The following is a 22,807-nucleotide window of genomic DNA, read 5'->3' on the forward strand; positions in this document are numbered from 1 at the left end:
GCGAACATGAGCGCATCAAGCCCGGAACGGGCTGCACGGGATACCCAACCTGACCACGCGAGGCCCGGCCGCTACTGGAGCGGTGCACTCGGCCACGCCGGGCAGCGCTCGGCCCAGATCCTGCTGATCCTGCTGCTGGTTTCCGTGACGGTCTACGGGCTGCTTCAGGTCACGCTGGTGGTGATCCCCGTCCTGCTGGCGCTCATTCTCGGTGCCGCCATTGCTCCGTTCGTGAACTGGCTGCGCCGGAAGGGCTGGCCCAGTGCCCTGGCGACAGGGCTGTCCTTCCTGTTGCTGCTTGCCCTCTTCGGCGGGCTGGTGACCGGCATCGCCTTCGCCATCCGCAGCGAGTGGAGCGACCTGGTGGACCAGGCCGTTGCAGGCTTCGAGAAGCTTTACGACTTTGTGCTCAACGGGCCGCTCCCGGTTGACGACGCCATGCTCGCCAACGCACGGGACAGCGTGATCGACTTCGCCACCAGCAGCACCGTCAGCAGCGGGGCCATTGCGGGTATATCCGCGGCAACCTCGTTTGCCACCGGATTCCTGCTGATGGCAGTGGTCCTGTTCTACTTCCTCAAGGACGGCGACCGGATCTGGGCGTTCTTCCTGCGGATGTTCCCGGAAGGGGACCGGCGAGACAAGGCCCGCCTCTCCGGTTTCCGTGTGATGGAGGTCCTGGGCGGATACATCCGCGGCACTGCGATCGTGGCGCTGGTCGATTCCGTGTGTATCGGTGCGGCCCTGTTCATCCTGCAGGTTCCGCTGGCACTGCCGCTGACCGTGATTGTTTTCGTCGGTTCCTTCATTCCGCTGGTCGGCGCCACGGCAGCCGGGGTCTTCGCCGCGCTGATCGCCCTCGTCGCCAATGGGCCGGTTGTCGCCCTGATCGTGATCATCGTGATCATTGCGGTGAACCAACTCGAGGGTAACTTCCTGCAGCCGGTGGTGATGGGCAAGTCCCTCAGCATCCATGCCCTCGTGATCCTGCTGGCCCTGACCGCCGGAACCATCCTGGCCGGTATTGTCGGCGCCATCCTGGCCGTCCCGATCGCGGCAGTGGGCTGGGCCGTGATCAAGGTCTGGACCGGAGAAGACGACGGTGAAGACCTCGACGCGAAGGAAATCCCGGATCCGAAGGACCAGCCGGAAATGGAATCTGCGGAAAGCTGACCGCCGGCAGGTCTACGGGGCCGGCACCTCTTCCGCTTCCACGGAACCGGTGCCGGCCACCCGCTTGTCCCAGGCTGCACGGACCTCAGGATCCGTGGGCCGGGAGAGCAGGGAAACCGCCCAGTAGGCGAAACCCGAGGCGATAAGGCCGAAGTAGATCGGTTCATTGGCGTACACGCCGTCGTACGGGGCGGCAGCCTGGATCTCCAGGTAGATCATGGCCCCCAGGGTCACGACTGTTCCCACGCCCATCGAGACGGCTGCACCCAGTCCGGTGCCGCGCTTCAAGACCAGTCCGCCCAAGATGCTCACCAGCAGGCCACCCACCAAAATGTCGTAGGCAATAGTCAGCGCGGCGACCACGTCCTGGACCACTATGGCGACGATGATCGCGACAACGCCCAGCCCGAGGAAACTAGAGTGTTCTCAGTCACGCCGTCAATTTAGCCGCCCTGCGCTACAAGCGCATTACGTGCAGGTTTCCCTCGGTATGCTCGTAAATATGAAGGCCCTGCCCGTTGAACCGACCAACGCCCCGATGGCCATCGGTGTGCGCATCCGCTCTGCCCGCCAGACCCGGCATCTGACCATTGAGCAGGTAGCCGAGGCCACAGGGCTCACCAAAGGGTTCCTCAGCCGCGTGGAGCGGGACCTGACCTCCCCCTCGGTGGCCTCGCTGCTGACTTTGTGCCAGGTGCTGTCCATCAGCATCGGAGACCTCTTCGCCGCGCCGGAAACCAACGTGACGCGCCTGGCGGATGCCCCGCGCATCAGCCTGGGCGGTGAAGGCATCGTGGAACGGCTGGTCACGGCCCGGACCGAGCGCCGCGTGCAGGTGGTCCGCTCCGTGGTGGCACCGGGCGGGTCGGGGGAAGCCGATCTCTATTCCGTGGACTGCGAGGTTGAGGTGCTGCATGTGGCCCAGGGCAGCTTCGAACTCATTCTCGGCAGTGAGCGTATCCCCCTCACTACGGGGGATACGGTGACTTTTCCCGGCCGGGAGCCGCACTCGTGGCACAACCCGTCCGACGAGGAAGCCATTGTGCTCTGGACCCTCGTCAGTCCCGGCGGTGTCTAGGCCGGGGACCCAGGAGCTGCCGAGCTAGGCTGATCGGCTTCCGCCGGCTGCCGGCTCGGCCGCGGCTTCGCCGGTCAGCCGCTGCAGGTACTCCACCGCGCCGGTGATGTCCCGGCCGGAGGACCGGTAGCCCACATAGCCGTCGGGGCGGATCACCAGCAGTTCGGGCCGGCGGGAGCTCAGCCCCAGGCGGTGGAAGGCCAGGCCACTGACGTCCTTGATGATGCCGGGAGCATTGGCAATGAGGCTGCTGCCGACGGTCAGCTGCTGGATATTCAGCAGGCCGGCGAGCTGGGGCAGTGCTGCCCGGAGCTGGTGCGGGGCATCCTGCGGCCAGCCGGGTCCGCTGAGGAGGATGGAGAAGCCGGGCGTGGCCACCAGGTCCTGCAGCCGCCGTTCCCGGTCCTGGTACATAACATCGGCGTCGGGCAGGCGGTCGCCCGGCCGCGGGCCGCGGGCCAGTTTGTCCGGCAGGCGGGAGGCCCCGGCGTCGACCATGCTGCTGCCGCGGTAGTTGATGTTCAGCTGCGCCATGGTCCGGAAGAGCCGTGAGCGCAGTCCGTCCCAGGCCATCGCCTTGGGCGCCAATGCGGGCAGGAGCTTGGTGCGGGGCAGCTTCTTCAGTCCGTTGCGGCTGGTGGCCAGCTTGAAGACGCGGTCCGTCGTGGACACCACTTCCTGGCCCACGGGGCGGCGCTCGGCATGGTAGCTGTCGATCAGCTCGTCGCTGGCGAGGCCGCGGGCACCGAGCGCGAGTTTCCAGCCCAGGTTCAGGGCATCCTGGATGCCGGTGTTCATGCCCTGCGCGGCCACGGGGGAGTGGACATGCGCCGCGTCTCCGGCCAGGAACACGGAGCCGCGCTGGAAGTACTCGGCCATCTGGTGTGAAAGGCGGAAGGTGCTGATCCACTGCGGGTCCCGTACCTGCAGTGCGCCGTGCGTGAAGGTATCGGCCAGTCCCTGAAGGGTTTCCAGCGTGGCGGGCTGGTGCGGCGGCAGAATGGCGATCATCCGCCAGGTGGCCGAGCCGCCGAGCGGGAAGAGGAAGAGGAAGCCGTCCTCGGTCGGGTAGGAATGCACGGCGTCCTGTTCCGCGCCGTCAATCTCGACGTCGGCCAGAATGAAGGTGTCGGGGTAGGCGCCGCCGCGCCAGTCCATGCCTGCCTTGGCGCGCACCGTGCTCCCGGCGCCGTCTGCGCCTACGACGTAACGGGCACGGATGCGCTCGATGCCGCGGTCCATGCGCTGGATCTTCGCTTCCATGCCGGCAAACGGGTCCTCGGGATCCAGCCGCTCCAGATCCTGCAGCTCGGCGCCGCGCTCAATGCGGACCCGGCGGGAGAGCAGATGCTGGGTCAGGATGCGTTCGGTTTCCGTCTGGGACAGGAACAGCAGCTGCTGGAAGGCTGAGTCTTCCAGCCCGGTGTCGAACAGATCCACTTCCAGCGTTTCCTCCGGCAGATGGAGGTGCAGCTCGCGGGCGGGGCGCCCGGCGGCAACCAGTTCCCCGCTGACGCCGAAGGGGCGCAGTGCTTCCAGGGTGCGGGGCTGGATGGCGATGGCCCGCGATTCGGTCCCGGGCGACTGGCGCCGGTCAATGATGCGGAAGCTGGCGCCGAAAGCGGCCAGCTGCGCGGCCAGGGCAAGCCCGGTGGGGCCGGCTCCCACAATCAGGACATCGACGTCGTAGTTCGGGTCTTCGCTGTTATCGTGAGCCGCCATGCTCTCAGCCTAGTCTTGACCCCGACGGCAGTTCCACTTTAGCTTTTGGGTAAACTTTTGGTTACTCTCAGGTAACCCTCGACGCCGAGTGACGGCGACCACCCTGGAACCGGAGACAGCACCTATGAACAACCTTCCCCGCGTGAACGCCAACGGCCACATCGGACCCGTCGACGCCGCCCAGGTCCCGCGCTATGCGGGGGCCGCCACCTTCGCCCGCCTGCCCCGGCTGGACCAGGTGGAGCAGGCCGACGTTGCGGTAGTGGGGGTGCCCTTCGACAGTGGTGTCTCCTACCGGCCCGGTGCCCGGTTCGGCGGCAACCATGTCCGGGAGGCCAGCCGGCTGCTGCGGCCGTATCACCCGGCCCTCGATGCCTCGCCGTTCGAAAACCTGCAGGTGGCCGATGCCGGCGATATGGCCGTGAACCCCTTCAACATCAACGAAGCGATCGAGACCGTCCAGCAGATCGCCCTGGACCTGACGGAGCAGGGCACCAAACTGCTGACGCTGGGTGGGGACCACACCATCGCCCTGCCGCTGCTGCGTGCCGCTGCCGAGCGGGCCGGCTCCCCGGTAGCCATGCTGCACTTTGATGCCCATCTGGACACCTGGGACACCTACTTCGGTGCGGAGTACACGCACGGCACCCCGTTCCGCCGTGCCGTCGAGGAAGGCATCCTGGACACCGAAGCAATCTCCCACGTCGGAACCCGCGGCCCGCTGTACGGCAAGAAGGACCTCGAGGACGACCGCCGCTTCGGCTTCGGCATCCTGACCTCCTCCGACGTCTTCCGGCAGGGCGTGGACGAGGTGGTGGCGAAACTGCGGGACCGCATCGGCAGCCGGCCGCTGTATATCTCCGTAGACATTGACGTCCTGGATCCGGCCCACGCCCCGGGCACCGGCACCCCCGAGGCCGGCGGCATCACCAGCCGCGAGCTGCTGGAAATCCTCCGCGGACTGCGCGGACTCAACCTGGTGGGCGCCGACGTCGTCGAGGTCGCCCCCGCCTACGACCACGCGGACATCACCGCCGTGGCCGCCTCCCACGTCGCCTATGACCTCATCACGCTGATGGGACTGTCGGATGAGCACTGATTCCGCAGCCACGGTTGTTCCGGGGTCCGGTCCCGTCCGCAACGGCGGGGACCTGGTGGTGGAAACCCTCGAGGCCCTCGGTGCCAGCAAGGTGTTCGGCATTCCCGGCCAGCACGCCCTGGGGCTCTTCGACGCGCTCTCCCGCTCGCGGCTGGAATTCATTTCCTCCCGGGTGGAAAACAACTCGGCCTTTGCCGCCGACGGTTTCTCGCGGGCGACCGGGAAGGTGGGGGTGCTGTTCCTGTCCACCGGTCCCGGCGCCCTGACCGCCCTGGCCGGACTGCAGGAGGCCTACGCCACCGGGGTGCCGATGATCGTGGTGGCCAGCCAGATTCCGATTGACGGCCTCGGCGCCCGGCGCCGGGGGATGCTGCACCAACTCGATGACCAGAAGGCCTCGGCCGCCAACGTCACCAAGAGCCAGCGGCTGATCCAGCATGCCTCCGGCATCCCCTCGGCCATTCAGGACGCCTGGACCGAAGCCATTTCCTCTCCGGCCGGACCGGTCTGGATCGAGGTTCCGCAGAACGTGCTGCTCAACCCGGTGATGGTGCCGGCCGTGGAAGACGCGCTCGCGGAACCGTTCGACAACCCGCCGCGCAGCGAACTGGTCAAGGAAGCCGTGCGCTGGCTCTCCGACGCCCGCCGGCCCGCTGTCATTGCCGGCGGGGGAGTGCGGCGCAGCGGTGCCGAAACCGCACTGCTGTCCATTGCACAGAAGCTGCACGCCCCGGTGATCTGCACGCCCGGCGGCAACGGGGCCTTCCCCTGGAACCATCCGCTGTCCCTGCAGTCCTGGATGGAGGACCGGCATATGACGGAGGTGCTCGAGGACGCGGACGTACTGGTGGTCATCGGCTCCTCGCTCGGCGAAGTGACCTCCAATTACTTCACCATGGCCCCGCGCGGCCGGATCATTCAGATCGACGCCGAACCCCGGGTCCTGGAGTCCAACCGTCCCGCCCTGGGCATCCGGGCCGATGCCCGGCAGGCCCTGGAGGCCCTCGACGCCGCGCTTCCGGCAGCGGAACGCCGTCCCGACTGGCGCGGCCAAAGCTCCGAGGAGCTGGTGGCCGGCGCCCTGGCCCGGGTGCAGGCGCGGCTGGATACCCAGGGGCTGGATATGGAACGCCGCTTTATGGCGGACATCCGCGCCGCCGTCCCGGACGATATGCAGACCTACTGGGACATGACCATCTCCGCCTACTGGGCCTGGAGCTGCTGGGATGCGAAGTCCGGCCGGTTCCACTCCGCCCAGGGCGCCGGGGGACTGGGGTACGGCTATCCGGGGGCCATCGGCGGTGCGGTGGGCCTGGGGGAGCGGGTGCTCGCCGTGTCCGGAGACGGCTCCGCCATGTACTCCATCGCCGAGCTGGCTACCGCCCGGCAGCATCGCCTTCCGGTGACCTGGCTGATTGTCGACGACGGCGGCTACGGCATCCTGCGCGAATACATGGAGGACGCTTTCGGCAAGGCCACCGCCACGGAACTGGCCCGGCCGGATTTCGTGAAGCTGGCCGAATCCTTTGAAGTGCCGGCACGGCGCTGCGCTCCCGAGGACATCCGCACGGCACTGGCAGAGGCCTTTGCCGGCGAGGGCCCCAACGTGGTTGTGGTTGAAGCGCGGATAGGGCTGTTTGCTCCCACCCACCTGGTCTGACGGGGGCGGTGCGGACGCGGGGCCGCGGCGCGCCGGGGCGGTCTGGAGAAGGTGGCCCTCTGGCATGATGAGCGGGTGCGATTGGCGCGGCCCCTCACCCGTCAGGGGGCCTTCCGCACAACAGTGAATCAGGACCACCCATGCCCCAACAGGCCGCTCCTTCCGTGGAACTGCACGTCCTTGCCGGTGCTTACGTCATTGCACGGCTTTCCCCGGCAGCGGAGGTCCCCGCCGCGCTGCTGTCAGCGGCGGCTCCGGGCGGATTCATCTCCGTCACCCGGACCCCGCAGGAGCTTTCCATCGTCTGCCCCGCGGCCCTTGCCCCGGCGGACTCCCAAACCGACGGAACGTGGGCGGCGTTTTATGCCTCCGGTCCCATGCCCTTCGGCCTGACCGGTGTGGTGGCGTCGCTGGTCGCTCCGCTCGCAGCCGCCGGCTGCCCGGTGTTTGTCGTGTCCACCTTTGACGGCGACCTCCTCATGGTTCCCTCGCCGCAGTACGAACAGGCCCGCGGCCTGCTGCGGACGGCAGGGCATACGCTCCGTTAGATACGGAACGACGACGGCATCTCTGGTTGGCGGCCGCAATCTCTCTCTGATTAGTTAGTTGACCTAGGCAAATTTCCTTGTATAGTTGCCTGAGTCAACTATCAGTACCTAGCCCCGGAGACCCATCCCCATGCCTATGCACCAGGAAACGGCGGATGACCTGATCCGGAAGATCTTCGCCCTGCAACGATCGCTGCGGTGCGTGACCCAGCGCAGCGCCGACATCGGCGGACCCGGAGTGGCACTGCAGGGTGTTATGCGGATGATCGGCGAAGACGGCGAGCTGCGGGCAACCGAGCTTGCCGCGAAACTCGGTGTCGGCCCTGCCGGACTCAGCCGCCACGTCGCAGAACTTGAAGAACTCGGTTACGTCCGGCGTCGTCCGCATCCGCAGGACCGCCGCGCGTATCTCATCAGCCTGACCGAGCTGGGGGACTCAGTCCTCCGCGAGGCACTCAAGAACCGGGCCGTCCTGCTCCAGGATGCCCTTGCCGACTGGTCCGAGGACCAGGCGCAGCTTGCCTCCTCCGCCCTGGGGGCGCTCTCAGACTCACTCTTTACCTCAATCCGCCGAGCACCCGGGACCGCCGGGCCGACGCCGGAAACCCCCGTATCCGAATCCGCAGGAGCTAACAACTAAGTGACCGATTCCAAGACCGCCCGGAAGAAACACGTCCCCGGTGACATGAGCCACCGGCAGATCCTGCAGGCCCTTACCGGCCTGCTGGCCGCACTGTTCACGGCAATGCTGAGCACCACCATTGTGGCCAACGCGCTGCCCACCATCATGGCCGACCTGCACGGAACGCAGACCGACTTCGCCTGGGTGGTCACGGCCGCCCTGCTGGCCAACGCCGTCAGCACCCCCATCTGGGGCAAACTGGCGGACCTGTTCAACAAGAAGCTGCTGGTGCAGCTGAGCATCGTCATCTTCGTTGCCGGTTCCGTCCTCGCAGGCTTCGCCCACTCCATGGAACTGCTGCTCACCGCCCGCGTCATCCAGGGCCTGGGCATGGGTGGCCTGACGGCGCTGGCACAGGCCATCATCGGTTCCATCATTCCGCCACGGGAACGCGGCCGGTACTCCGGTTACATGGGCGCCGTCATGGCAGTGGCCACCGCCGGCGGCCCGCTGCTGGGCGGCTTCATCGTGGACAGCCCGCTCGGCTGGCGCTGGACCTTCTTCCTCTGCGTTCCGCTCGCCGTCGTCGCCCTCTTCCTGCTGCAGGTCACGCTGCATCTGCAGCATGTACGCCGTCCCGCGCGGATCGACTGGCTCGGCTCGATCCTGCTTACCGCAGGCGTCTCCCTGCTCCTGATTTGGGTCTCCTTCGCGGGCAAGCCGGACTACTACGAATGGCTGTCCTGGGAAACCGCTGCGATGGTGGGCGGATCCGTGATCCTGCTGGCCCTGCTGGTGCTGGTGGAGTCCAAGGTTGCCGAACCGATCATTCCGCTGAAGATCATCAGCGAGCGGACCACTGCCCTGGCCATCGTCGCCTCCGTTGCAGTGGGCATCGCGATGTTCGGTTCCACCACCTTCCTGGGCCAGTACTTCCAGCTGGCACGCGGCTTCACCCCCACCGAGGCCGGCCTGCTGATGCTGCCGATGATCGCGGGCAACCTGCTCGGTTCCGTAGGATCAGGCCTCCTCATCACCCGCTTCGGCAAGTGGAAGCGTTTCCTGCTCATCGGTACGGTCCTGGTGATCCTCGGGACGGCGCTGGCCGGCTTCATCAACCATGAAACCGACATGATCCTCGTCAGCCTGTTCATCTTCATCCTCGGTGTGGGCATGGGCCTGCTGATGCAGAACCTGGTGCTGGCCGTGCAGAACACCGTCAAGGTCACCGATGTCGGCTCCGCCAGCGCATCCGTTGCCTTCTTCCGCACCGTCGGCGGCGCCATCGGCGTCTCGGTGCTGGGTGCGGTCCTTTCAAGCTCCGTCAGCCGCCGCGTCACGGAGGAACTGGACAAGGCAGGCATGCCGACCGACGGCGGCGGCACCATAGCCACGCTGGACCTGGGAGGGCTTCCGGAGGAGGTCCAGATGTTCTTCCGGATCGCCTATGCGGAGGGTACGGCGGACATCTTCAAGATCGCCGCCGCGGTAGCCATCATTGCCTTGGTCGCGGTGCTGTTCATCAAGGAGAAGGCACTGCGCCGGACCCTGGATATCAAGCCGACGTCCTCCAACCCCGTCGAACCGGGCCTGGCTGGCGGCGCGGAGATGCTGCACACCGGTGCCATGTCCGCCGTCGAACCGGCTGCCGTTCCGGCCTCCGGTTCCCCGGCCTCCGCTGCGGCTGCGCCGGATGAGGCACCGCGGACGGACGGTACGGAAAAGGCCGGCAGCACCCGGCCGTAAGCACCTACTGCATGGTGAAACGCCGTGCCACGGCCCCGCCCAGCGCCGGGACCTGGAACATCCGTTCCAGCCCGGCGTTGCGCAGGGCCAGCATCCCCGCGGGGAGCGGCCGGCCCAGCATCATGTTGATCTGTGCCTGGGCCGAGGCAACGGCGGCGTCGCGGCGGCGCCGTCGTTCGAAGTCCCGCAGGGCACCGCCCACCGGGTCACCGTGCAGTGATGCGGCAATGACGGGGGCCACTGCCGCAGCGTCCAGCCAGCCCAGATTCATCCCCTGCCCGCCGATCGGGCTGATCTGGTGGGCGGCGTCCCCGATCAGGACCGAGCGTCCGGAAACCAGCCGGTTCGTCCGGCCGATCCGGACGCCGAAGGCACTCAGCATGGAATTGCCCGCAGCGTCCAGCCGGTGCCCGGTCCGCTGCCGGACCAGCTCCGCGAGTCCGGCCGCGGTGGGATTCCGCTGCAGCGCGTCGGTATGGACCACCCAGCGGCGCAGGCCGCCGGGCAGCGGGAAGGATTCCACAATCCCCTCCGGCTCGAGATAGAGCACACCGAGGGGCCCGTCGCCCGTCCCGTCGGGGTAATCGCCCATGAGATAGGTGTCCGGCAGTTCGCGGGAGGACCAGCGGGCTCCCAGCGCGGAGCGGATCGAGGACCGGGCGCCGTCGGCCGCCACCAGGAGCGATGCCTCCACAGTGAACGCGCCGCCGGCGGCACCGTGCACACGAACCCCGGTACCGGTGTCCTCCACGGATTCCACCCGCGCGCCCCGGACCAGTGCCCCGGGGTCGAGGGCCAGCAGGCGTTCCTCCAGCAGCTGCTCGGTCCGGACCTGCGGCAGTGTGAGCACAAACGGGTAGCGGGCCGACGCCGCGGCGAAGTCCAGGCGGGCCACCGTCCGCCCCGCGCTCCGGGCCTCCCCGGAAGTAATCCGGATGCCCTCCCGGGTCATGGTTTCCGCGATGCCCGCCCGCGCCAGGGATTCCAGCGCCGGAGGGTGAACCCCGATGGCCCGGGAATGCGTGCTGCGGTCCAGCCGCTGTTCCAGGACCTGGACGGACACCCCCTCCTGCAGCAGCAGGACGGCCAGATACATCCCCACCGGCCCGCCGCCCACCACAACCACGTCGGCAGAGCTGCGGGGAATGCTGCGGGGAGCGGGTGCGGCTGCCTGCACGGCGGGGGCGGCCGTTTGTTCGACGGAGACGGTCGGCAGCTCAGCCCGCACGCTGGTCCTCTTCCCGGGAGCTGGGTGTAGAAACCAGCAGGTTCTGCCACGGCCACTGCTGCAGGCCCTGCCAGCCCGGCGGCGTCACTGCGGCAAGTTCCGCTGCGGTGAAACTGCGCCGGATGGAGGTCAGCCCGTCGGCCCGGATGAAGGATCCCGGGAAAAACGGCAGGGTGCCGACGGCGAACAGGGCGTACGCCCAGCGGCTGCGCTCGATATCGCTGTGCAGGCACAGACGCCGTGCCAGCTGCTCCGAGTCCGCCAGCAGTGCCTGCAGTTCCGCCGGTGCCAGATGGTGCAGCATGTGGTTGGAAATCACGACGTCGTAGGACCGTCCCTCCGCCACCAGCTCGTGACTGTAGGCCCGGCGGAAGGTCAGTCCCGGCAGTGCCGGAAGTGCGGAGGCGAAGGCGTGGGCCCGCGGGTCCGGGTCAATGGCGGTGACCTCCAGTGCGAATCCGTCCCGGCGCGCCCAGCGGGCGATACTGCGGGGAACATCCCCTCCGCCGGAACCGATGTCGAGCAGCGTGCCGCCGCCGCTTTGCGCAAATACCGGCCGAAGGTAACGGACATAGTTGCGCCGCCACCCCGAGACCACCGCGTTGACCAGCCAGAACTGGGCGTAGGTGCGGTCGAGGCGCTGCCGGTCGGCGTCGGGCCGGTCCATCTCCTCCACCGCGTCCACCGCCCGGGTGCCCAGGGAGGGAAAGCCAGCGATCATACTGCGGCGGGGACTTCGGCCGGCACGGCCTGTTCAGCAGGCACAGCCGCCACCGGCTGTACCGGGCCGCCCACCCGGGTGAACAATCCGGTCTCCACGGTGAGCCCCGGACCGAAGGCCATGGAGCAGATCCGCTCATTACCGCCGGTGAAAGGCTGGTCGAGGATGCGTTTCAGGACAAACAGGACGGTGGCGCTGCTCATGTTCCCCACGGTGCGCAGGGTTTCCCGGGCCGGCATCAGCTGCTCTTCGCTGAGGTCGAGTTTCGCCTCGACTTTGTCCAGGATGCTGCGCCCGCCGGGGTGGATGGCCCAGTGTTCTATTTCCCGGTAGGGGCGGACGCCCAGCGTTCCGTCGTGGGCCAGCAGGGGTTTCAGGGCGCCGACAATGTGGTCGTCGATGATGTGCGGAACGTAGGTGCCCAGCACCATCTCGAAGCCTTCGTCGCCGATGTTCCATGCCATGGCTTCTTCGCCGACCGGGGTCAGGATGGTTTCGAAGTGGTCCAGCTGGATGGCCGGTCCGGAGTCCGGCAGGTCCTCACGGGCGGTGATGATCGCGGCGGCGGCACCGTCTGCGAAGAGTGAGGATCCCATGATGGCGTCCGGGTCATTGGAGGTGCGTACGTGCAGGGAGCAGAGCTCCGCGCTGACCACCAGCACCACCGCGTCCGGATCGGACTCGCAGAAGGATTTCGCCGCGCGCATGGCGGGGAAGGCCGCATAGCAGCCCATAAAACCCAGGTGGTAGCGCTGCACGGACGGATTCAGCCCCAGGGCCCGAGTCACTTTGTAATCCGGGCCGGGATTGAAGAAGCCGGTGCAGGAAACGGTGATGACATGGGTGATATCGGCGGCGGCAATACCGGCACACGCGTCCAGCGCCTTGGCCGCAGCCTCAATGAAAAGCTTGGTGGCCTCGACGGCAAAGATGTCGTTGCGGGTCTTGGTGCTGGGCCGCAGCAGCAGTCCGCTGGCCGCATCATAGAACCGGGGATGCTCGGAGGTGTCGGTGAGTGAGAGTTCGGCCAGCGCGGTGCGGCGCGTGTCGATGGCAGCGGAATTGAAGCAGGTGCGCACCAGCCGCTCGCCCAGCCGGGTCAGGCCGGGCTGAGTTGCGAAGGCGTCGCGCACCTCCGACTGCACCAGGACAGTGGGCGGGAGTGCAGTTTCCAGGGACCTGAGGGTAACCGTCATAGTCCATTGTTAAGGGATAGTGATGCTCCACACAATGGCCGGACCTGCTCAACAGTTGCCTCAAGCTACTGGTTTTGGGAGCGCCGGCAACCAACTGAGGAAGCCTACTGATGGCGGACGGTCGGCGTGACCGGGCCGCGCGGCCGCGCGGAGATGTACCACTGGCGGCACAGCAGCACAATCAGCACCAGCTCGAGGATGCCGCCGCCGTAATACATCACCAGCGCACCCTGTTCAGCGGCCGCCGCCGAAAGGCCGGGAGGCGGATCGGCGTAAATGGACTTGGCGAGGATGTTGTGCGCGGCGATCGACAACACCAGGACCACCGCGCGGAGCCGGTAGCCGGCCCGGTGCGGGGAGGGGTCCCGTCCGATGATGGCGGCTGTGAACAGGTAACCGGCGGCCAGCAGGTGGAAGGTCACCAGCCAATGCACCGGCATGGATTCCTGCATGGCCTGCAGCAGTCCGGTGCGGAACATAAGGATCATTCCGCCGGTATTGAGCACCGCGGCGGTGACCGGGAAGGACAGGAAACGGGCGAACCGGCTGCGCAGGAGCCGGGAGAGCCGGCGGGCAGGAAAGACATCCAGCGTGCGCAGCGCCAGGGTGAACGGCCGGGAAAGCACCAGCAGCAGAGGGGAAAGCATCCCGGCCAGCAGATGGGAAAGGCTGAGCACGGCGAAATCCTCGTGGGCCAGTTGGGCCAGCGGGTTCAGGACCGTCACCAGGACGGCGGCCACACCCAGGGTGAAGAACGCAGTACGGTACCAGGGCCACCGCCCGGAACGCGGCGACACGGCTCCCGCCCAATACGCGACCAGGGCCGCCACGGCCGGAATGAAGAACAGCGACTCCGCGCCGCCGCCTCCGCCACCGTGATTATGCATCAGCAGACGCCGTCGATTCCCGCGGCACGGCCGCCCTGGTGCGGTAGGTCAGCCACGCCCCGGCAAGGATCAGCAGCACTGCGACGGCGTTCCACACCGTGTCATACGCGAGCAGGTCCACTTCGTAGCGGATCTGGTGCAGCCCCAGCAGTTTGTGCTGCACCGTTCCGTCGTACAGCTGGAACACGCCGGCGCCCAGCAGCACCCCGCCGGTCCAGCGCTGCAGGAGGGTCTCGTGCCACCGCCGCAGGTCCGCGAAGAGGAAGAGGCCGGCCACCGCCGCAAACCAGCCGAAGGCGTGGAACAGCCCATCCGAGAACAGTCCGACGGAGGTGGTGGAACGGTCATAGAAATGGTGCCACTGCAGCAGCTGGTGGAACACCACTTCGTCTACGAAGCCGGCCAGCCCGATGCCGAAAAGCAGACCGGAAACGAGGTTGCGCAGGCGCGGGGATCTGCGCGTGCGGTGGGGAGTGCTCATGTTTCGAACATAACACCGGGGCCGTGGGCCCCGCAGGGCCGCGTGACATGCATTGCTGCTCCGGGTGAGGATGGGAACTATGTGGATAGGGGCACTTGAACTGGACCTGTTGCTGGGAGACGTGCATTCCCTCAAAGGGAAACGATCGGTGGTGCGGCCGATCCTGGCCGAGCTGCGGCGCAAGTTCGACGTGTCCGCTGCGGAGGTCGGCTCCCTGGATCTGCACCGCCGGTCCGGGATCGGCGTCGGCGTGGTGGCAGCGGACCGTTCGCACGTGGTGGAGGTGCTGGACGCTGCGGAACGGCTGGTGGCCGGGCGGCCGGAAGTGGAGCTGCTGAGCGCGCGGCGTCAACTGTTCACCGAGCAGGACTAGGCGCAACGCCCGGCATCCGCCCATCCGCGGGGCAAATGGGGAACAATTGGCCGGGTGAGTCTAAGTGCCGTAGAACCAGTCAACGTTTCCGGAGCCACCGATGAGCAGGTGATCGCCCAACTGGCCGCCGAGCTGGGGGTGGCGCCCTGGCAGGTCCGGGCGGCGGTGGAGCTGCTCGACGGCGGCGCCACGGTTCCCTTCATCGCCCGGTACCGCAAAGAGGCAACGGGCACGCTCGATGATGCCCAGCTGCGGGATCTGGACGAGCGGCTGCGCTACCTGCGTAAACTGCAGGACCGGCGGCGGGCCGTGCTCGAGGCGATCGAGGCACAGGGCAAGCTGACCGCTGAGCTGCGTGCCGCCGTCGTCGGGGCGGACACCAAATCCCGTCTCGAAGACATTTATTTGCCCTACCGCAGCAAGCGGCGGACAAAGGCGCAGACCGCCCGCGAAGCCGGGCTGGAACCGCTGGCGGATGCGCTGCTGTCCGATCCCCGGCGTTCACCGGAAGCCGAAGCGGCACGGTACCTGCACGAGGGGATCCCCGATGCTGCCGAAGCCCTTGCCGGCGCCCGCGCCATCCTCATAGAGCGGCTCTCCCAAGACGCGGATCTGCTCACTGAACAGCGCGAAAAACTGTGGCGGCAGGGACGGATGCGCTCGCAGGTGCGTCCCGGGAAGGAAGCCGACGGACGGAAATTCACCGACTACTACGATTTCTCCCAGTCGCCCTCCGGGATGCCATCGCACCGCGTGCTCGCCCTGCTGCGCGGCGAAAAGGAAGGCATCCTGGAACTGGCGCTGACCGAGGGCGACCCCGCGGATGCCGAAGCCCTGGCCAAAGCCCGGGCCCGATACGAACGCTCCGTGGCTGCGCGCCTGGGCGTGGCGGACCACGGGCGTCCCGCCGACGCGTGGCTGCTGCAGACCGTGCAGCTGGCGTGGCGCAGGATCCTGGCCAAGCTCTCGCTGGACCTGCGCGTGCGGCTCTTCACCGACGCTGAAACCGAGGCCGTGCGCGTCTTCGCGGCAAACCTGCGGGATGTACTGCTCGCTGCCCCGGCGGGCAACCGCACCACCCTGGGGCTGGATCCGGGCCTGCGCACCGGTGTGAAGGTCGCCGTGGTGGACGGCACCGGGAAGGTGGTGGCCACGGATACGGTCTACCCGCACGCACCGATGCGCCGCTGGGATGACGCGCTGGCCTCGTTGGAACGTCTGGTGCGGCAGCACGGGGTGGAACTGATCGCGATCGGCAACGGAACTGCTTCCCGCGAAACGGATAAGCTCGCTGCCGAGGTGATGAAGCTGGTCCCGGGCGGGTCGCTGCGCAAGCTGGTGGTGTCCGAGGCCGGCGCGTCGGTGTATTCCGCGTCCGCCCTTGCCTCCGCGGAGCTGCCCGGGATGGACGTCTCCCTGCGCGGCGCCGTCTCGATTGCCCGGCGGCTGCAGGATCCGCTGGCGGAACTGGTAAAGATCGATCCGAAATCCATCGGGGTGGGCCAGTACCAGCACGACGTAACGCCCGCGAAGCTGGAGCGGTCCCTCAACGCAGTGATCGAGGACTGCGTGAATGCCGTGGGTGTGGACGTGAACACCGCCTCCCCGTCGCTGCTGAGCCGGGTGGCCGGCGTCGGTCCGCTGCTGAGCGAAAACATTGTGGCCTACCGCAATGCCAACGGACCGTTTGCCCGCCGCCGGGACCTGCTGAAGGTGCCCCGTCTCGGGGCGAAGGCCTATGAGCAGTGTGCCGGGTTCCTGCGGATCAGTGCCGGCACCGAGCCGCTGGACGGCACCAGTGTCCACCCGGAGTCCTATCCGATCGCCCGGAAGGTCCTCGCCACAGCGGGGGAGACCATGAGTCCGTCGGGGGCTGTTCTGACGGAGGTCAATCCAGCTGCCTTCGTGGACGACCAGGTGGGTCTGCCCACCGTCCTGGACATCATTGCCGAGCTGCGGAAGCCCGGGCGGGACCCGCGGCCCGCCTTTGAAACGGCCACTTTCTCCGACGGGATCGAACGGATTGCCGATCTGCGTCCGGGAATGATCCTCGACGGCGTGGTCACCAACGTCGCTGCCTTCGGAGCGTTTGTGGACGTGGGAGTGCATCAGGACGGGCTGGTCCACATTTCCGCCATGTCGCGCACCTTCATTTCGGATCCGCGCGAGGTGGTCCGGTCCGGCCAGGTGGTTAAGGTCAAGGTGATCGAGGCCGACCCGGAACGGAAACGGATTTCCCTCACGCTTCGGCTCGACGACGACGCCGCGGCGCCCGCCGGGCGGTCCGGTTCCGGCACATCCGGTGCTGCGAAGCCCGGTGCTGCGAAGCAGGACAGCGGCAAACCCGGCAGGTCAGAGGCGGGCAGCGCCAAGCACGACAGGTTCCAATCGGGCAGCGACAAACCCCGGAGCAACAAGTCGGGCAACCCGAAGGCCGGTACCGCAACGGCCCGCACTCCCAGCCCGGATCCGGCCGCCGGAAAGCAAAAGCCCGGCGCCGCTTCCCGGAAGGGAGCGGCACCGGGTGCACCGGGCGCACCCGGCGGAGCCATGGCGGACGCGCTGCGGGCGGCCGGCCTGTTGAAATAGGCGGGCGTTACTCCGCGGTCTGCTCGGCGTCGACGGGACCCTCGGCCTCGGCTGCTTCGTCCGCCTTCTCCGGCGCGGCCGGCACCGCGCCGGCGGCCGAGGTTCCCTGATCGTCCCGGATGTTGCCGGCCGAATGCGAAGCGCTGCCCGGGGTACGGGGTTCCCCGGTGGGGCCGGGCTGCGGAGCGCTGGGACCGAGCGGATCCTCGGCGTCGTTGGCCGGTCCGGTGGGTTCAGTGGTCACGGGGTGTCCTCTCGGTTCTGTCTAGCTGCGGGCGATCAGTTGGCCCAGCAGGCTGGTGTCCAGGGCGGCAATCAGATCGCGGGGGTTTTCATACACTTCCTGGGCGCCGGCGTCGCGGAGTTCCGCTTCGCTGGTGCCGCCGCAGGTCAGGCCGATGGTGGGAATGGACAGTTCCCCGGCCGCCTTCACATCCCACACGGAGTCGCCCACAAAAACTGTATCTTCAGCCTGCAGCTCGCCGGCCTCGAGGGCGGCTTCGAGAATGTCCGGGGACGGCTTGCTGGCCTCGGCATCTGAGGAACTGGTGGCACCGGTGATTGCGGCATCGGCATCGATCACGGTGCGTAGGTACTTCAGCTCGGCGCCGGTGGCCGAGGACGCCAGGACCACGGTGAGGTCCTTGTCCGAGCAGGCCTTCAGGAGTTCGCCGGCTCCATCGAAAGACCGCAGCGACGGCCACCAGGTGGAGAAGATGGCGCCGTGGGTGGCGTCGAGCTGCTCGTCCTCGTCCTTGTTGCGGTCCTCGCCCAGCAGGTGCTCCACGAGCTTGTCGCCGCCCATGCCGATGGACCGGTGGATCTCGGACATCGGCACATCGTGCTCCATCCGGCGGAAGGCCTGCCACCACGCGACCGCGTGCAGGTAGTTGGAATCCACCAGCGTTCCGTCCACATCGAAAAGGACGCCCCGCTTGCCGGTGCCTGTATCGCTCATGAAGTGCCGCCTCAATCTGTGCTGGTGCTGATCTCTGGCTCCGAGTCTAATGCCGGGACCGGCACCGCCGCTGCCCCTGCGGATGAGGCTGCGGCCGGCGCCCGCCCGGGCGGGCCCAGGAAGGTCCGCAGCTGTTCTTCGAGGATGCTGCGGTCCCGCAGCTCACACTCCCACACCACCAGCACGTCCCAGCCCTCCGCCTCCAGCCGTGCCTGGGCGGCAGCATCGCGCTCGACGGTCCGGTTCCGTTTCGCCGCCCAGAATTCGCTGTTGGTTTTGGGTGCGTGCTGGCCCGCACGGCAGGAATGGAAGTGCCAGAAGCAGCCATTGACGAAGAGGACCTTTTTGCGGCCGGCAAAAACCAGGTCCGGTTTTCCCGGCAGCCGAACCTTTCCAAACGAACCGTGCAGACGGAACCGGTACCCCGCAGCGTGAAGGACACTGCGGATCAGGAGTTCGGGTCTGGTGTCCTTGCCACGGATGCGGGACATTGCGGCTGCGTTGTTCCGGACTGACGGTATCGGCCATGGGTCCAGTCTAGGAACAGATACCAATTGCATTTCGCACTACCTGACTTACGCCGCGGGGGTCCGCAAACTCCTAAGGTGTCTTAGGATTGGAGGCACTGATGACCCCTTACAAGGAGGTAAGTGATGTCGGGTTACTTCAAGCTGGTGGACGCACATGAGGGAAGTTACCGCATTAAGCTCGTTGCCGGCGACGGAACGCTGATGGCGGTATCCACAACATTCGAAACCAAGCAGGAGGCGGCAGCTGGGATTGCCCAGCTGCGGGAAATCGCAGGAACAGGTCCTGTCATTGACCAGAGCCGGGATGCGGATGTGCTGGGCGAAGCCCGGAACTCGGCCCGCAAGGCCGCTGCCAGCTGACGAGTCGACGGATCACAACAGGCCTCCGGAACCCCAGACGGGGAACCGGAGGCCTGTGTGTGTCGCGCTGACGAATCAGCTGCACTATTAAGGGCCCGCTTAGGCCTGGTCTTCGCCGCCTTCGGCCGGCTCCTGGGTGTGCTCGCGCTGTTCGTTTGCCTTTTCGGTGGTGTCCCCTTCGGACGGCTCCTGCGGATGTGTCCGGTTGGAGTCCTTTTCCTCGTTGGCGCTCTGTTCGCTCATGTGGTTTTCTCCGATTTCTCTTACCGGCCGGCACCGGCATTCGCCGGTTCTCCTTCAGAGCGGCCCTACCTGCAAGTCTAGAAACCCATGCGGAAGTCTAGAACCCCCGCCCGGACGCAACCGCCTTCCGGCAGGGGTGTTGGTGGCAGGACACGCCTGACTCGAGCTGCTGGCCAGCACCGGCCGGCGCCGGTAGCGTGAGCCGGATGCAGCCCACAGACGCAGACGTCATTGTTGTAGGTGCCGGACTTGCCGGCTTGGTAGCCACCGCCGAACTGGTGGACGCCGGGCGTTCGGTGATCCTGGTGGAACAGGAGGGCGCCCAGAGTATCGGCGGCCAGGCGTGGTGGTCCTTCGGCGGGCTATTCCTGGTGGATTCCCCCGAGCAGCGCCGGCTGCGGGTGAAGGACTCAGTGGACCTTGCCTGGCAGGACTGGCTGGGCACCGCAGGCTTTGACCGGGCAGAGGATTATTGGCCGCGCCAGTGGGCGGAGGCATACGTGCACTTCGCGGCGGGGGAGAAGCGGGCCTGGCTGCAGCAGATGGGACACCGGCTCTTCCCCGTGGTGGGATGGGCGGAGCGCGGCGGCTACGGGGCCAACGGCCCGGGCAATTCCGTTCCCCGCTTCCACATCACCTGGGGAACCGGCCCCGGGATCACGGCACCCTTCGAGGCCAAGGTGCGCGACGGCGTCGAACGCGGGCTGGTGCGCTTCGCGTTCCGCCACCGCCTCGATGACCTCGTCCTGACGGGCGGTGCCGTGACGGGAGTGCGCGGCAGTGTCCTGGAGCCGACGACGGCGCCGCGCGGCACTGCCTCCAGCCGTACCGTCGTGGGGAGCTTCGAATTCAGTGCCTCCGCCGTGGTGCTCACCACCGGGGGGATCGGCGGGGACCACGACGCCGTCCGTGCCGCCTGGCCCCGGCGGATGGGCCCCGCACCCGTAAACATGCTCAGTGGCGTGCCTGAATACGTGGATGGCCGGGGCATCGGCATTGCCTCCGCTGCCGGCGGACGGGTGATCAACCCGGACCGCATGTGGCATTACGTGGAAGGGATCCGGAACTGGGATCCGGTCTGGAAAAACCACGGGATCCGCATCCTGCCCGGTCCGTCCTCACTGTGGCTGGACGCGGCCGGCAACCGGCTGCCCGTGCCGTTGTTTCCGGGTTTCGACACCCTGGGCACCTTGGAACACCTGCGCCGCAGCGGACAGGACTACAGCTGGTTTATCCTGAACAAGGCCATCATCCGCAAGGAATTTGCGCTGTCCGGGTCCGAGCAGAACCCGGACCTCACCGGAAAATCCGTCCGCGACGTCCTGAAGCGTGCCACTGCCGGGGTTCCGGCCCCCGTGCAGGCGTTCCTGGACCACGGCGAGGATTTCATCACCGCCGATTCGGTCGAGGAACTCGTGGCCGGCATGAACCTGCTGGCCAAAGGATCCTCGGTGCGGGGCGATGCCCCGGAACTGTCCGCCGAGGCCGTGCGGCACGAGCTGGAGGCCCGGGACCGCGAAATCCGCAACCCGTTCACCAAGGACTCGCAGGTCACCGCCATCCGCGGGGCGCGCACCTATCTGGGGGACCGGCTGATCCGCACGGCTGCCCCGCATCCCATCCTCGATCCCAAGGCCGGACCCCTGATCGCCGTCCGCCTGTCCGTGCTCACCCGCAAGACCCTCGGCGGGCTGGAGACCGATCTGCAGTCCCGGGTGCTGGCCGACGACGGCGCTCCGGTACCCGGTCTTTTCGCGGCCGGGGAGGCTGCGGGCTTTGGCGGCGGCGGCATGCACGGCTACCGGTCCCTGGAGGGGACGTTCCTGGGCGGCTGCCTGTTCAGCGGCAGGGCCGCCGGCCGCGCCTCCGCCGGCTAAGGGGAGCTACGGAAGGGGCAGCCCCGGAATAAGCCTGCACCCGGCGCTGTTGAAACTCACATGCAAAAGCATGAAAAGGAGGACAGCGTGGTGGATCGCAGGATAGTAGTGGTTTCGGGCGGACTGGGTGTTCCGTCGTCGTCCCGGATGCTCGCGGATGCCCTTGCCGCGGCGGCCAAGGCGGAAATTGAGGCCCTGGGGCTCAGCGTCAGCGTCACCACTTTCGAACTGCGTGAATACGCTGTGGACATCGCCAACAACATGGTGACCGGGTACGCCGCGCCCCGGCTGGAAGCAGCCATTAACGAGCTTATTGCCGCTGATGCGCTGGTTGCGGTGACGCCGGTTTTCACGGCTTCCATGAGCGGGCTGTTCAAGTCCTTCTTCGACGTTGTCGACAACACTGCGCTGGACGGCAAGCCGGTCCTGCTCGGCGCCACCGGCGGCAGTGCCCGGCACTCCATGGTCCTCGACTACTCCCTCCGGCCCATGTTCAGTTACCTTCGGGCACGGATCGCTCCGACCGCCGTCTACGCCGCGCCGGGGGACTGGGGGACGGGTGAAACCGGAACGGGCTCGCTGGAGCAGCGGGTCCGACGCGCCGCCGGTGAACTTGTGGCACTGCTGGGCGATGCCCCCGCACCTAAGCGCCGGGATCCTGCGCAGTCGCTTCCCTTCGAGGAACTGCTCGCCCAGACACAGCGCAAGTAGGCCCGGCCCGGGGATGAACTCCTAGGTGTCGACCCGGGGGCCGGAGGCGACGTCGCCGTCCCAGCCCAGGTTGCTGGCCATCCGCTGCAGGACCGCCAGGAGGGCCGTGTATTCCTCTTCGGTGATGTTGTCCGTCATCAGCTGCCGGATGCGGTCCACCGCACCGCGGAGGTTTTCCAGGCTTCGGCTGCCGAGGTCGGTGAGGTGGTACTGGCCGTCTTCCAGCAGTACCCAGCCGGATTCGCGCAGCTCTTCGATGAGCTCCGCGGAAGTGCCGGTCTCCACCGCAGGGAAGAAGGGGCGCAGCCCGTCCGACAACTCCTTGGAGGAGGCGGGGCCTTCCACCAGCAGGTTCATCATCTGCCATTGCCGGCGGGTGACGCCGTGTTCTTCGAAGCTGGCGCCAAACTGGTCATCAACCAGTTGGTCGACGAGCTTGAGCCAGAATCCGATGGGCCGCTCCTGATTCGCCATCACTCCACTGTACAAATCATTCCCCGTGCAGGGAATGGCAGTGGTGCAGGCAGTCGGCCGCAGTTGAAGCGGGCTTGGGTGCAGGTTCCGGACCGGGCGCCCGGGGTCGGGGTCTTGCTCAGTCGAAACGGGCCTGGGTACCGCACCGGGGACAGGGGGCGGACCTGGCCAGGTCCAGGCACACCGCGCAGACGGGAAGGTCGCCGGTGTCATCGCGCAGCGGACGGTTGGGCATCTGTTTGCCGCAGTAGGGAACCGGGCGCCGCGCACGGCTGCGTGCCCGCCGCTTGCAGGGGGTGCAGAAAACGTGCACCAGGTCGTCCTCATCCTTGGGGCGAGTCTCGACCGGCCGGACCAGCGTTGAATCCTGGACGCTCATTGCCTTTCCTTGGTACGCATGTGGCTCTGCCCGCAGACGTCCGACGGCGGAAGCGGGCCCTGGTTCCAAGGTAACGGTTTCTATGCACTGTAGAATTTGGCCGAGCCGGTACCGGGGCGCAATTCAGCGGGTATCCGGCGGTGCGGCGTGCT

At 67.3% G+C, this 22,807-nt stretch carries 23 protein-coding genes and 2 pseudogenes; 12 read left to right on the forward strand and 13 right to left on the reverse strand.

The genetic code is table 11. The annotated features are described in order from the left end of the window. The first annotated feature begins 6 nt into the window (after positions 1-6). Entirely contained in the window at positions 7-1,173 is a 1,167-nt protein-coding gene (locus NNX37_RS11980) for an AI-2E family transporter (protein WP_255792974.1), read from the forward strand. Positions 1,174-1,185: 12 nt separating this feature from the next. Here the strand turns inward: NNX37_RS11980 and NNX37_RS11985 are convergent. Further along, a pseudogene (locus NNX37_RS11985) lies at positions 1,186-1,584 on the reverse strand (sodium:solute symporter); the annotation flags it as partial. A gap of 91 nt (positions 1,585-1,675) precedes the next feature. On the opposite strand from NNX37_RS11985, the gene NNX37_RS11990 reads away from it, so the two are divergent. Further along, entirely contained in the window at positions 1,676-2,251 is a 576-nt protein-coding gene (locus NNX37_RS11990; RefSeq protein WP_255792975.1) for a helix-turn-helix domain-containing protein, read from the forward strand. Positions 2,252-2,275: 24 nt separating this feature from the next. Here the strand turns inward: NNX37_RS11990 and NNX37_RS11995 are convergent, their stop codons facing one another. Then, positions 2,276-3,973, reverse strand: a complete 1,698-nt coding sequence (locus NNX37_RS11995) for an FAD-dependent monooxygenase (RefSeq protein WP_255792977.1) — start codon at positions 3,971-3,973, stop codon at positions 2,276-2,278. A 124-nt stretch (positions 3,974-4,097) separates the two neighbouring features. Between NNX37_RS11995 and speB the strand changes: the two genes are divergently transcribed. The 5 genes from speB to NNX37_RS12020 all read left to right on the forward strand — a co-directional run bounded on the left by speB (position 4,098) and on the right by NNX37_RS12020 (position 9,648). Continuing rightward, a complete protein-coding gene (speB, locus tag NNX37_RS12000; RefSeq protein WP_255792978.1) occupies positions 4,098-5,072 on the forward strand; it encodes an agmatinase in 975 nt (324 codons plus the stop codon). Further along, positions 5,062-6,732 carry a thiamine pyrophosphate-binding protein gene (locus NNX37_RS12005; protein ID WP_255792979.1) on the forward strand — a complete coding sequence of 557 codons (1,671 nt, stop codon included), beginning with the start codon at positions 5,062-5,064 and terminating at the stop codon, positions 6,730-6,732. The genes speB and NNX37_RS12005 overlap by 11 nt, the downstream gene beginning before the upstream one ends. Before the next feature lie 140 nt (positions 6,733-6,872). Then, on the forward strand, positions 6,873-7,280 hold the full coding sequence (locus tag NNX37_RS12010; RefSeq protein ID WP_255792980.1) for an ACT domain-containing protein: 408 nt from the start codon (positions 6,873-6,875) through the stop codon (positions 7,278-7,280). 130 nt (positions 7,281-7,410) lie between these two features. Further along, positions 7,411-7,920 carry a MarR family winged helix-turn-helix transcriptional regulator gene (locus NNX37_RS12015; RefSeq protein WP_255792981.1) on the forward strand — a complete coding sequence of 170 codons (510 nt, stop codon included), beginning with the start codon at positions 7,411-7,413 and terminating at the stop codon, positions 7,918-7,920. 45 nt (positions 7,921-7,965) lie between these two features. Continuing rightward, a complete protein-coding gene (locus NNX37_RS12020) occupies positions 7,966-9,648 on the forward strand; it encodes an MDR family MFS transporter (protein ID WP_255793518.1) in 1,683 nt (560 codons plus the stop codon). Between the two features lie 4 nt (positions 9,649-9,652). On the opposite strand, the gene NNX37_RS12025 is transcribed toward NNX37_RS12020, so the two are convergent. The 5 genes from NNX37_RS12025 to NNX37_RS12045 all read right to left on the reverse strand — a co-directional run bounded on the left by NNX37_RS12025 (position 9,653) and on the right by NNX37_RS12045 (position 14,161). Next, positions 9,653-10,876: an FAD-dependent oxidoreductase gene (locus NNX37_RS12025; RefSeq protein ID WP_308206320.1), complete on the reverse strand. Its 1,224-nt coding sequence runs from the start codon at positions 10,874-10,876 to the stop codon at positions 9,653-9,655. Further along, positions 10,866-11,597 carry a class I SAM-dependent methyltransferase gene (locus NNX37_RS12030; protein WP_255792983.1) on the reverse strand — a complete coding sequence of 244 codons (732 nt, stop codon included), beginning with the start codon at positions 11,595-11,597 and terminating at the stop codon, positions 10,866-10,868. The genes NNX37_RS12025 and NNX37_RS12030 overlap by 11 nt, the downstream gene beginning before the upstream one ends. After that, complete coding sequence (locus tag NNX37_RS12035; RefSeq protein WP_255792984.1) at positions 11,594-12,793, reverse strand: type III polyketide synthase; 1,200 nt, start codon at positions 12,791-12,793, stop codon at positions 11,594-11,596. The genes NNX37_RS12030 and NNX37_RS12035 overlap by 4 nt, the downstream gene beginning before the upstream one ends. A gap of 104 nt (positions 12,794-12,897) precedes the next feature. Then, on the reverse strand, positions 12,898-13,680 hold the full coding sequence (locus tag NNX37_RS12040) for a cytochrome c oxidase assembly protein (protein WP_255792985.1): 783 nt from the start codon (positions 13,678-13,680) through the stop codon (positions 12,898-12,900). Then, positions 13,673-14,161, reverse strand: coding sequence for a DUF2243 domain-containing protein (locus NNX37_RS12045; protein WP_255792986.1), 489 nt, complete (start codon positions 14,159-14,161; stop codon positions 13,673-13,675). The genes NNX37_RS12040 and NNX37_RS12045 overlap by 8 nt, the downstream gene beginning before the upstream one ends. 79 nt (positions 14,162-14,240) lie before the next feature. Here NNX37_RS12045 and NNX37_RS12050 point away from each other — a divergent pair, with 79 nt between their 5' ends. Together NNX37_RS12050 and NNX37_RS12055 are read left to right on the forward strand one after the other, a co-directional pair. Next, on the forward strand, positions 14,241-14,534 hold the full coding sequence (locus NNX37_RS12050) for a DUF503 domain-containing protein (protein ID WP_255792987.1): 294 nt from the start codon (positions 14,241-14,243) through the stop codon (positions 14,532-14,534). 54 nt (positions 14,535-14,588) lie between these two features. Continuing rightward, entirely contained in the window at positions 14,589-17,123 is a 2,535-nt protein-coding gene (locus NNX37_RS12055; RefSeq protein WP_255792988.1) for a Tex family protein, read from the forward strand. 7 nt (positions 17,124-17,130) lie between these two features. Here NNX37_RS12055 and NNX37_RS12060 read toward each other — a convergent pair whose 3' ends face one another. The 3 genes and pseudogenes from NNX37_RS12060 to NNX37_RS12070 all read right to left on the reverse strand — a co-directional run bounded on the left by NNX37_RS12060 (position 17,131) and on the right by NNX37_RS12070 (position 18,609). Beyond that, positions 17,131-17,367, reverse strand: a complete 237-nt coding sequence (locus tag NNX37_RS12060; RefSeq protein WP_255792989.1) for a hypothetical protein — start codon at positions 17,365-17,367, stop codon at positions 17,131-17,133. Between the two features lie 21 nt (positions 17,368-17,388). Then, the gene (locus tag NNX37_RS12065; protein ID WP_255792990.1) at positions 17,389-18,081 is read right to left on the reverse strand and encodes an HAD family hydrolase; all 693 of its coding nucleotides are present in this window, start codon (positions 18,079-18,081) and stop codon (positions 17,389-17,391) included. Between the two features lie 11 nt (positions 18,082-18,092). Then, positions 18,093-18,609 (reverse strand): annotated as a pseudogene (locus tag NNX37_RS12070) (very short patch repair endonuclease). Positions 18,610-18,734: 125 nt separating this feature from the next. Between NNX37_RS12070 and NNX37_RS12075 the strand changes: the two are divergent. Continuing rightward, complete coding sequence (locus NNX37_RS12075) at positions 18,735-18,971, forward strand: YegP family protein (protein ID WP_255792991.1); 237 nt, start codon at positions 18,735-18,737, stop codon at positions 18,969-18,971. 99 nt (positions 18,972-19,070) lie between these two features. On the opposite strand, the gene NNX37_RS12080 is transcribed toward NNX37_RS12075, so the two are convergent. Next, a complete protein-coding gene (locus NNX37_RS12080) occupies positions 19,071-19,214 on the reverse strand; it encodes a hypothetical protein (RefSeq protein WP_255792992.1) in 144 nt (47 codons plus the stop codon). A gap of 206 nt (positions 19,215-19,420) precedes the next feature. Here NNX37_RS12080 and NNX37_RS12085 point away from each other — a divergent pair, with 206 nt between their 5' ends. Beyond that, complete coding sequence (locus NNX37_RS12085; RefSeq protein WP_255792993.1) at positions 19,421-21,091, forward strand: FAD-binding dehydrogenase; 1,671 nt, start codon at positions 19,421-19,423, stop codon at positions 21,089-21,091. Positions 21,092-21,178: 87 nt separating this feature from the next. Continuing rightward, positions 21,179-21,802, forward strand: a complete 624-nt coding sequence (locus NNX37_RS12090) for an FMN reductase (protein WP_255792995.1) — start codon at positions 21,179-21,181, stop codon at positions 21,800-21,802. Positions 21,803-21,823: 21 nt separating this feature from the next. Here the strand turns inward: NNX37_RS12090 and NNX37_RS12095 are convergent, their stop codons facing one another. Then, entirely contained in the window at positions 21,824-22,276 is a 453-nt protein-coding gene (locus NNX37_RS12095) for a MarR family winged helix-turn-helix transcriptional regulator (protein ID WP_255792996.1), read from the reverse strand. Positions 22,277-22,394: 118 nt separating this feature from the next. Continuing rightward, positions 22,395-22,655, reverse strand: coding sequence for a hypothetical protein (locus NNX37_RS12100; RefSeq protein ID WP_255792997.1), 261 nt, complete (start codon positions 22,653-22,655; stop codon positions 22,395-22,397). Positions 22,656-22,807: the final 152 nt, after the last annotated feature.

Origin of the sequence: Arthrobacter zhaoxinii (assembly GCF_024385505.1) — a bacterium.
Classification (GTDB): domain Bacteria; phylum Actinomycetota; class Actinomycetes; order Actinomycetales; family Micrococcaceae; genus Arthrobacter_B; species Arthrobacter_B zhaoxinii.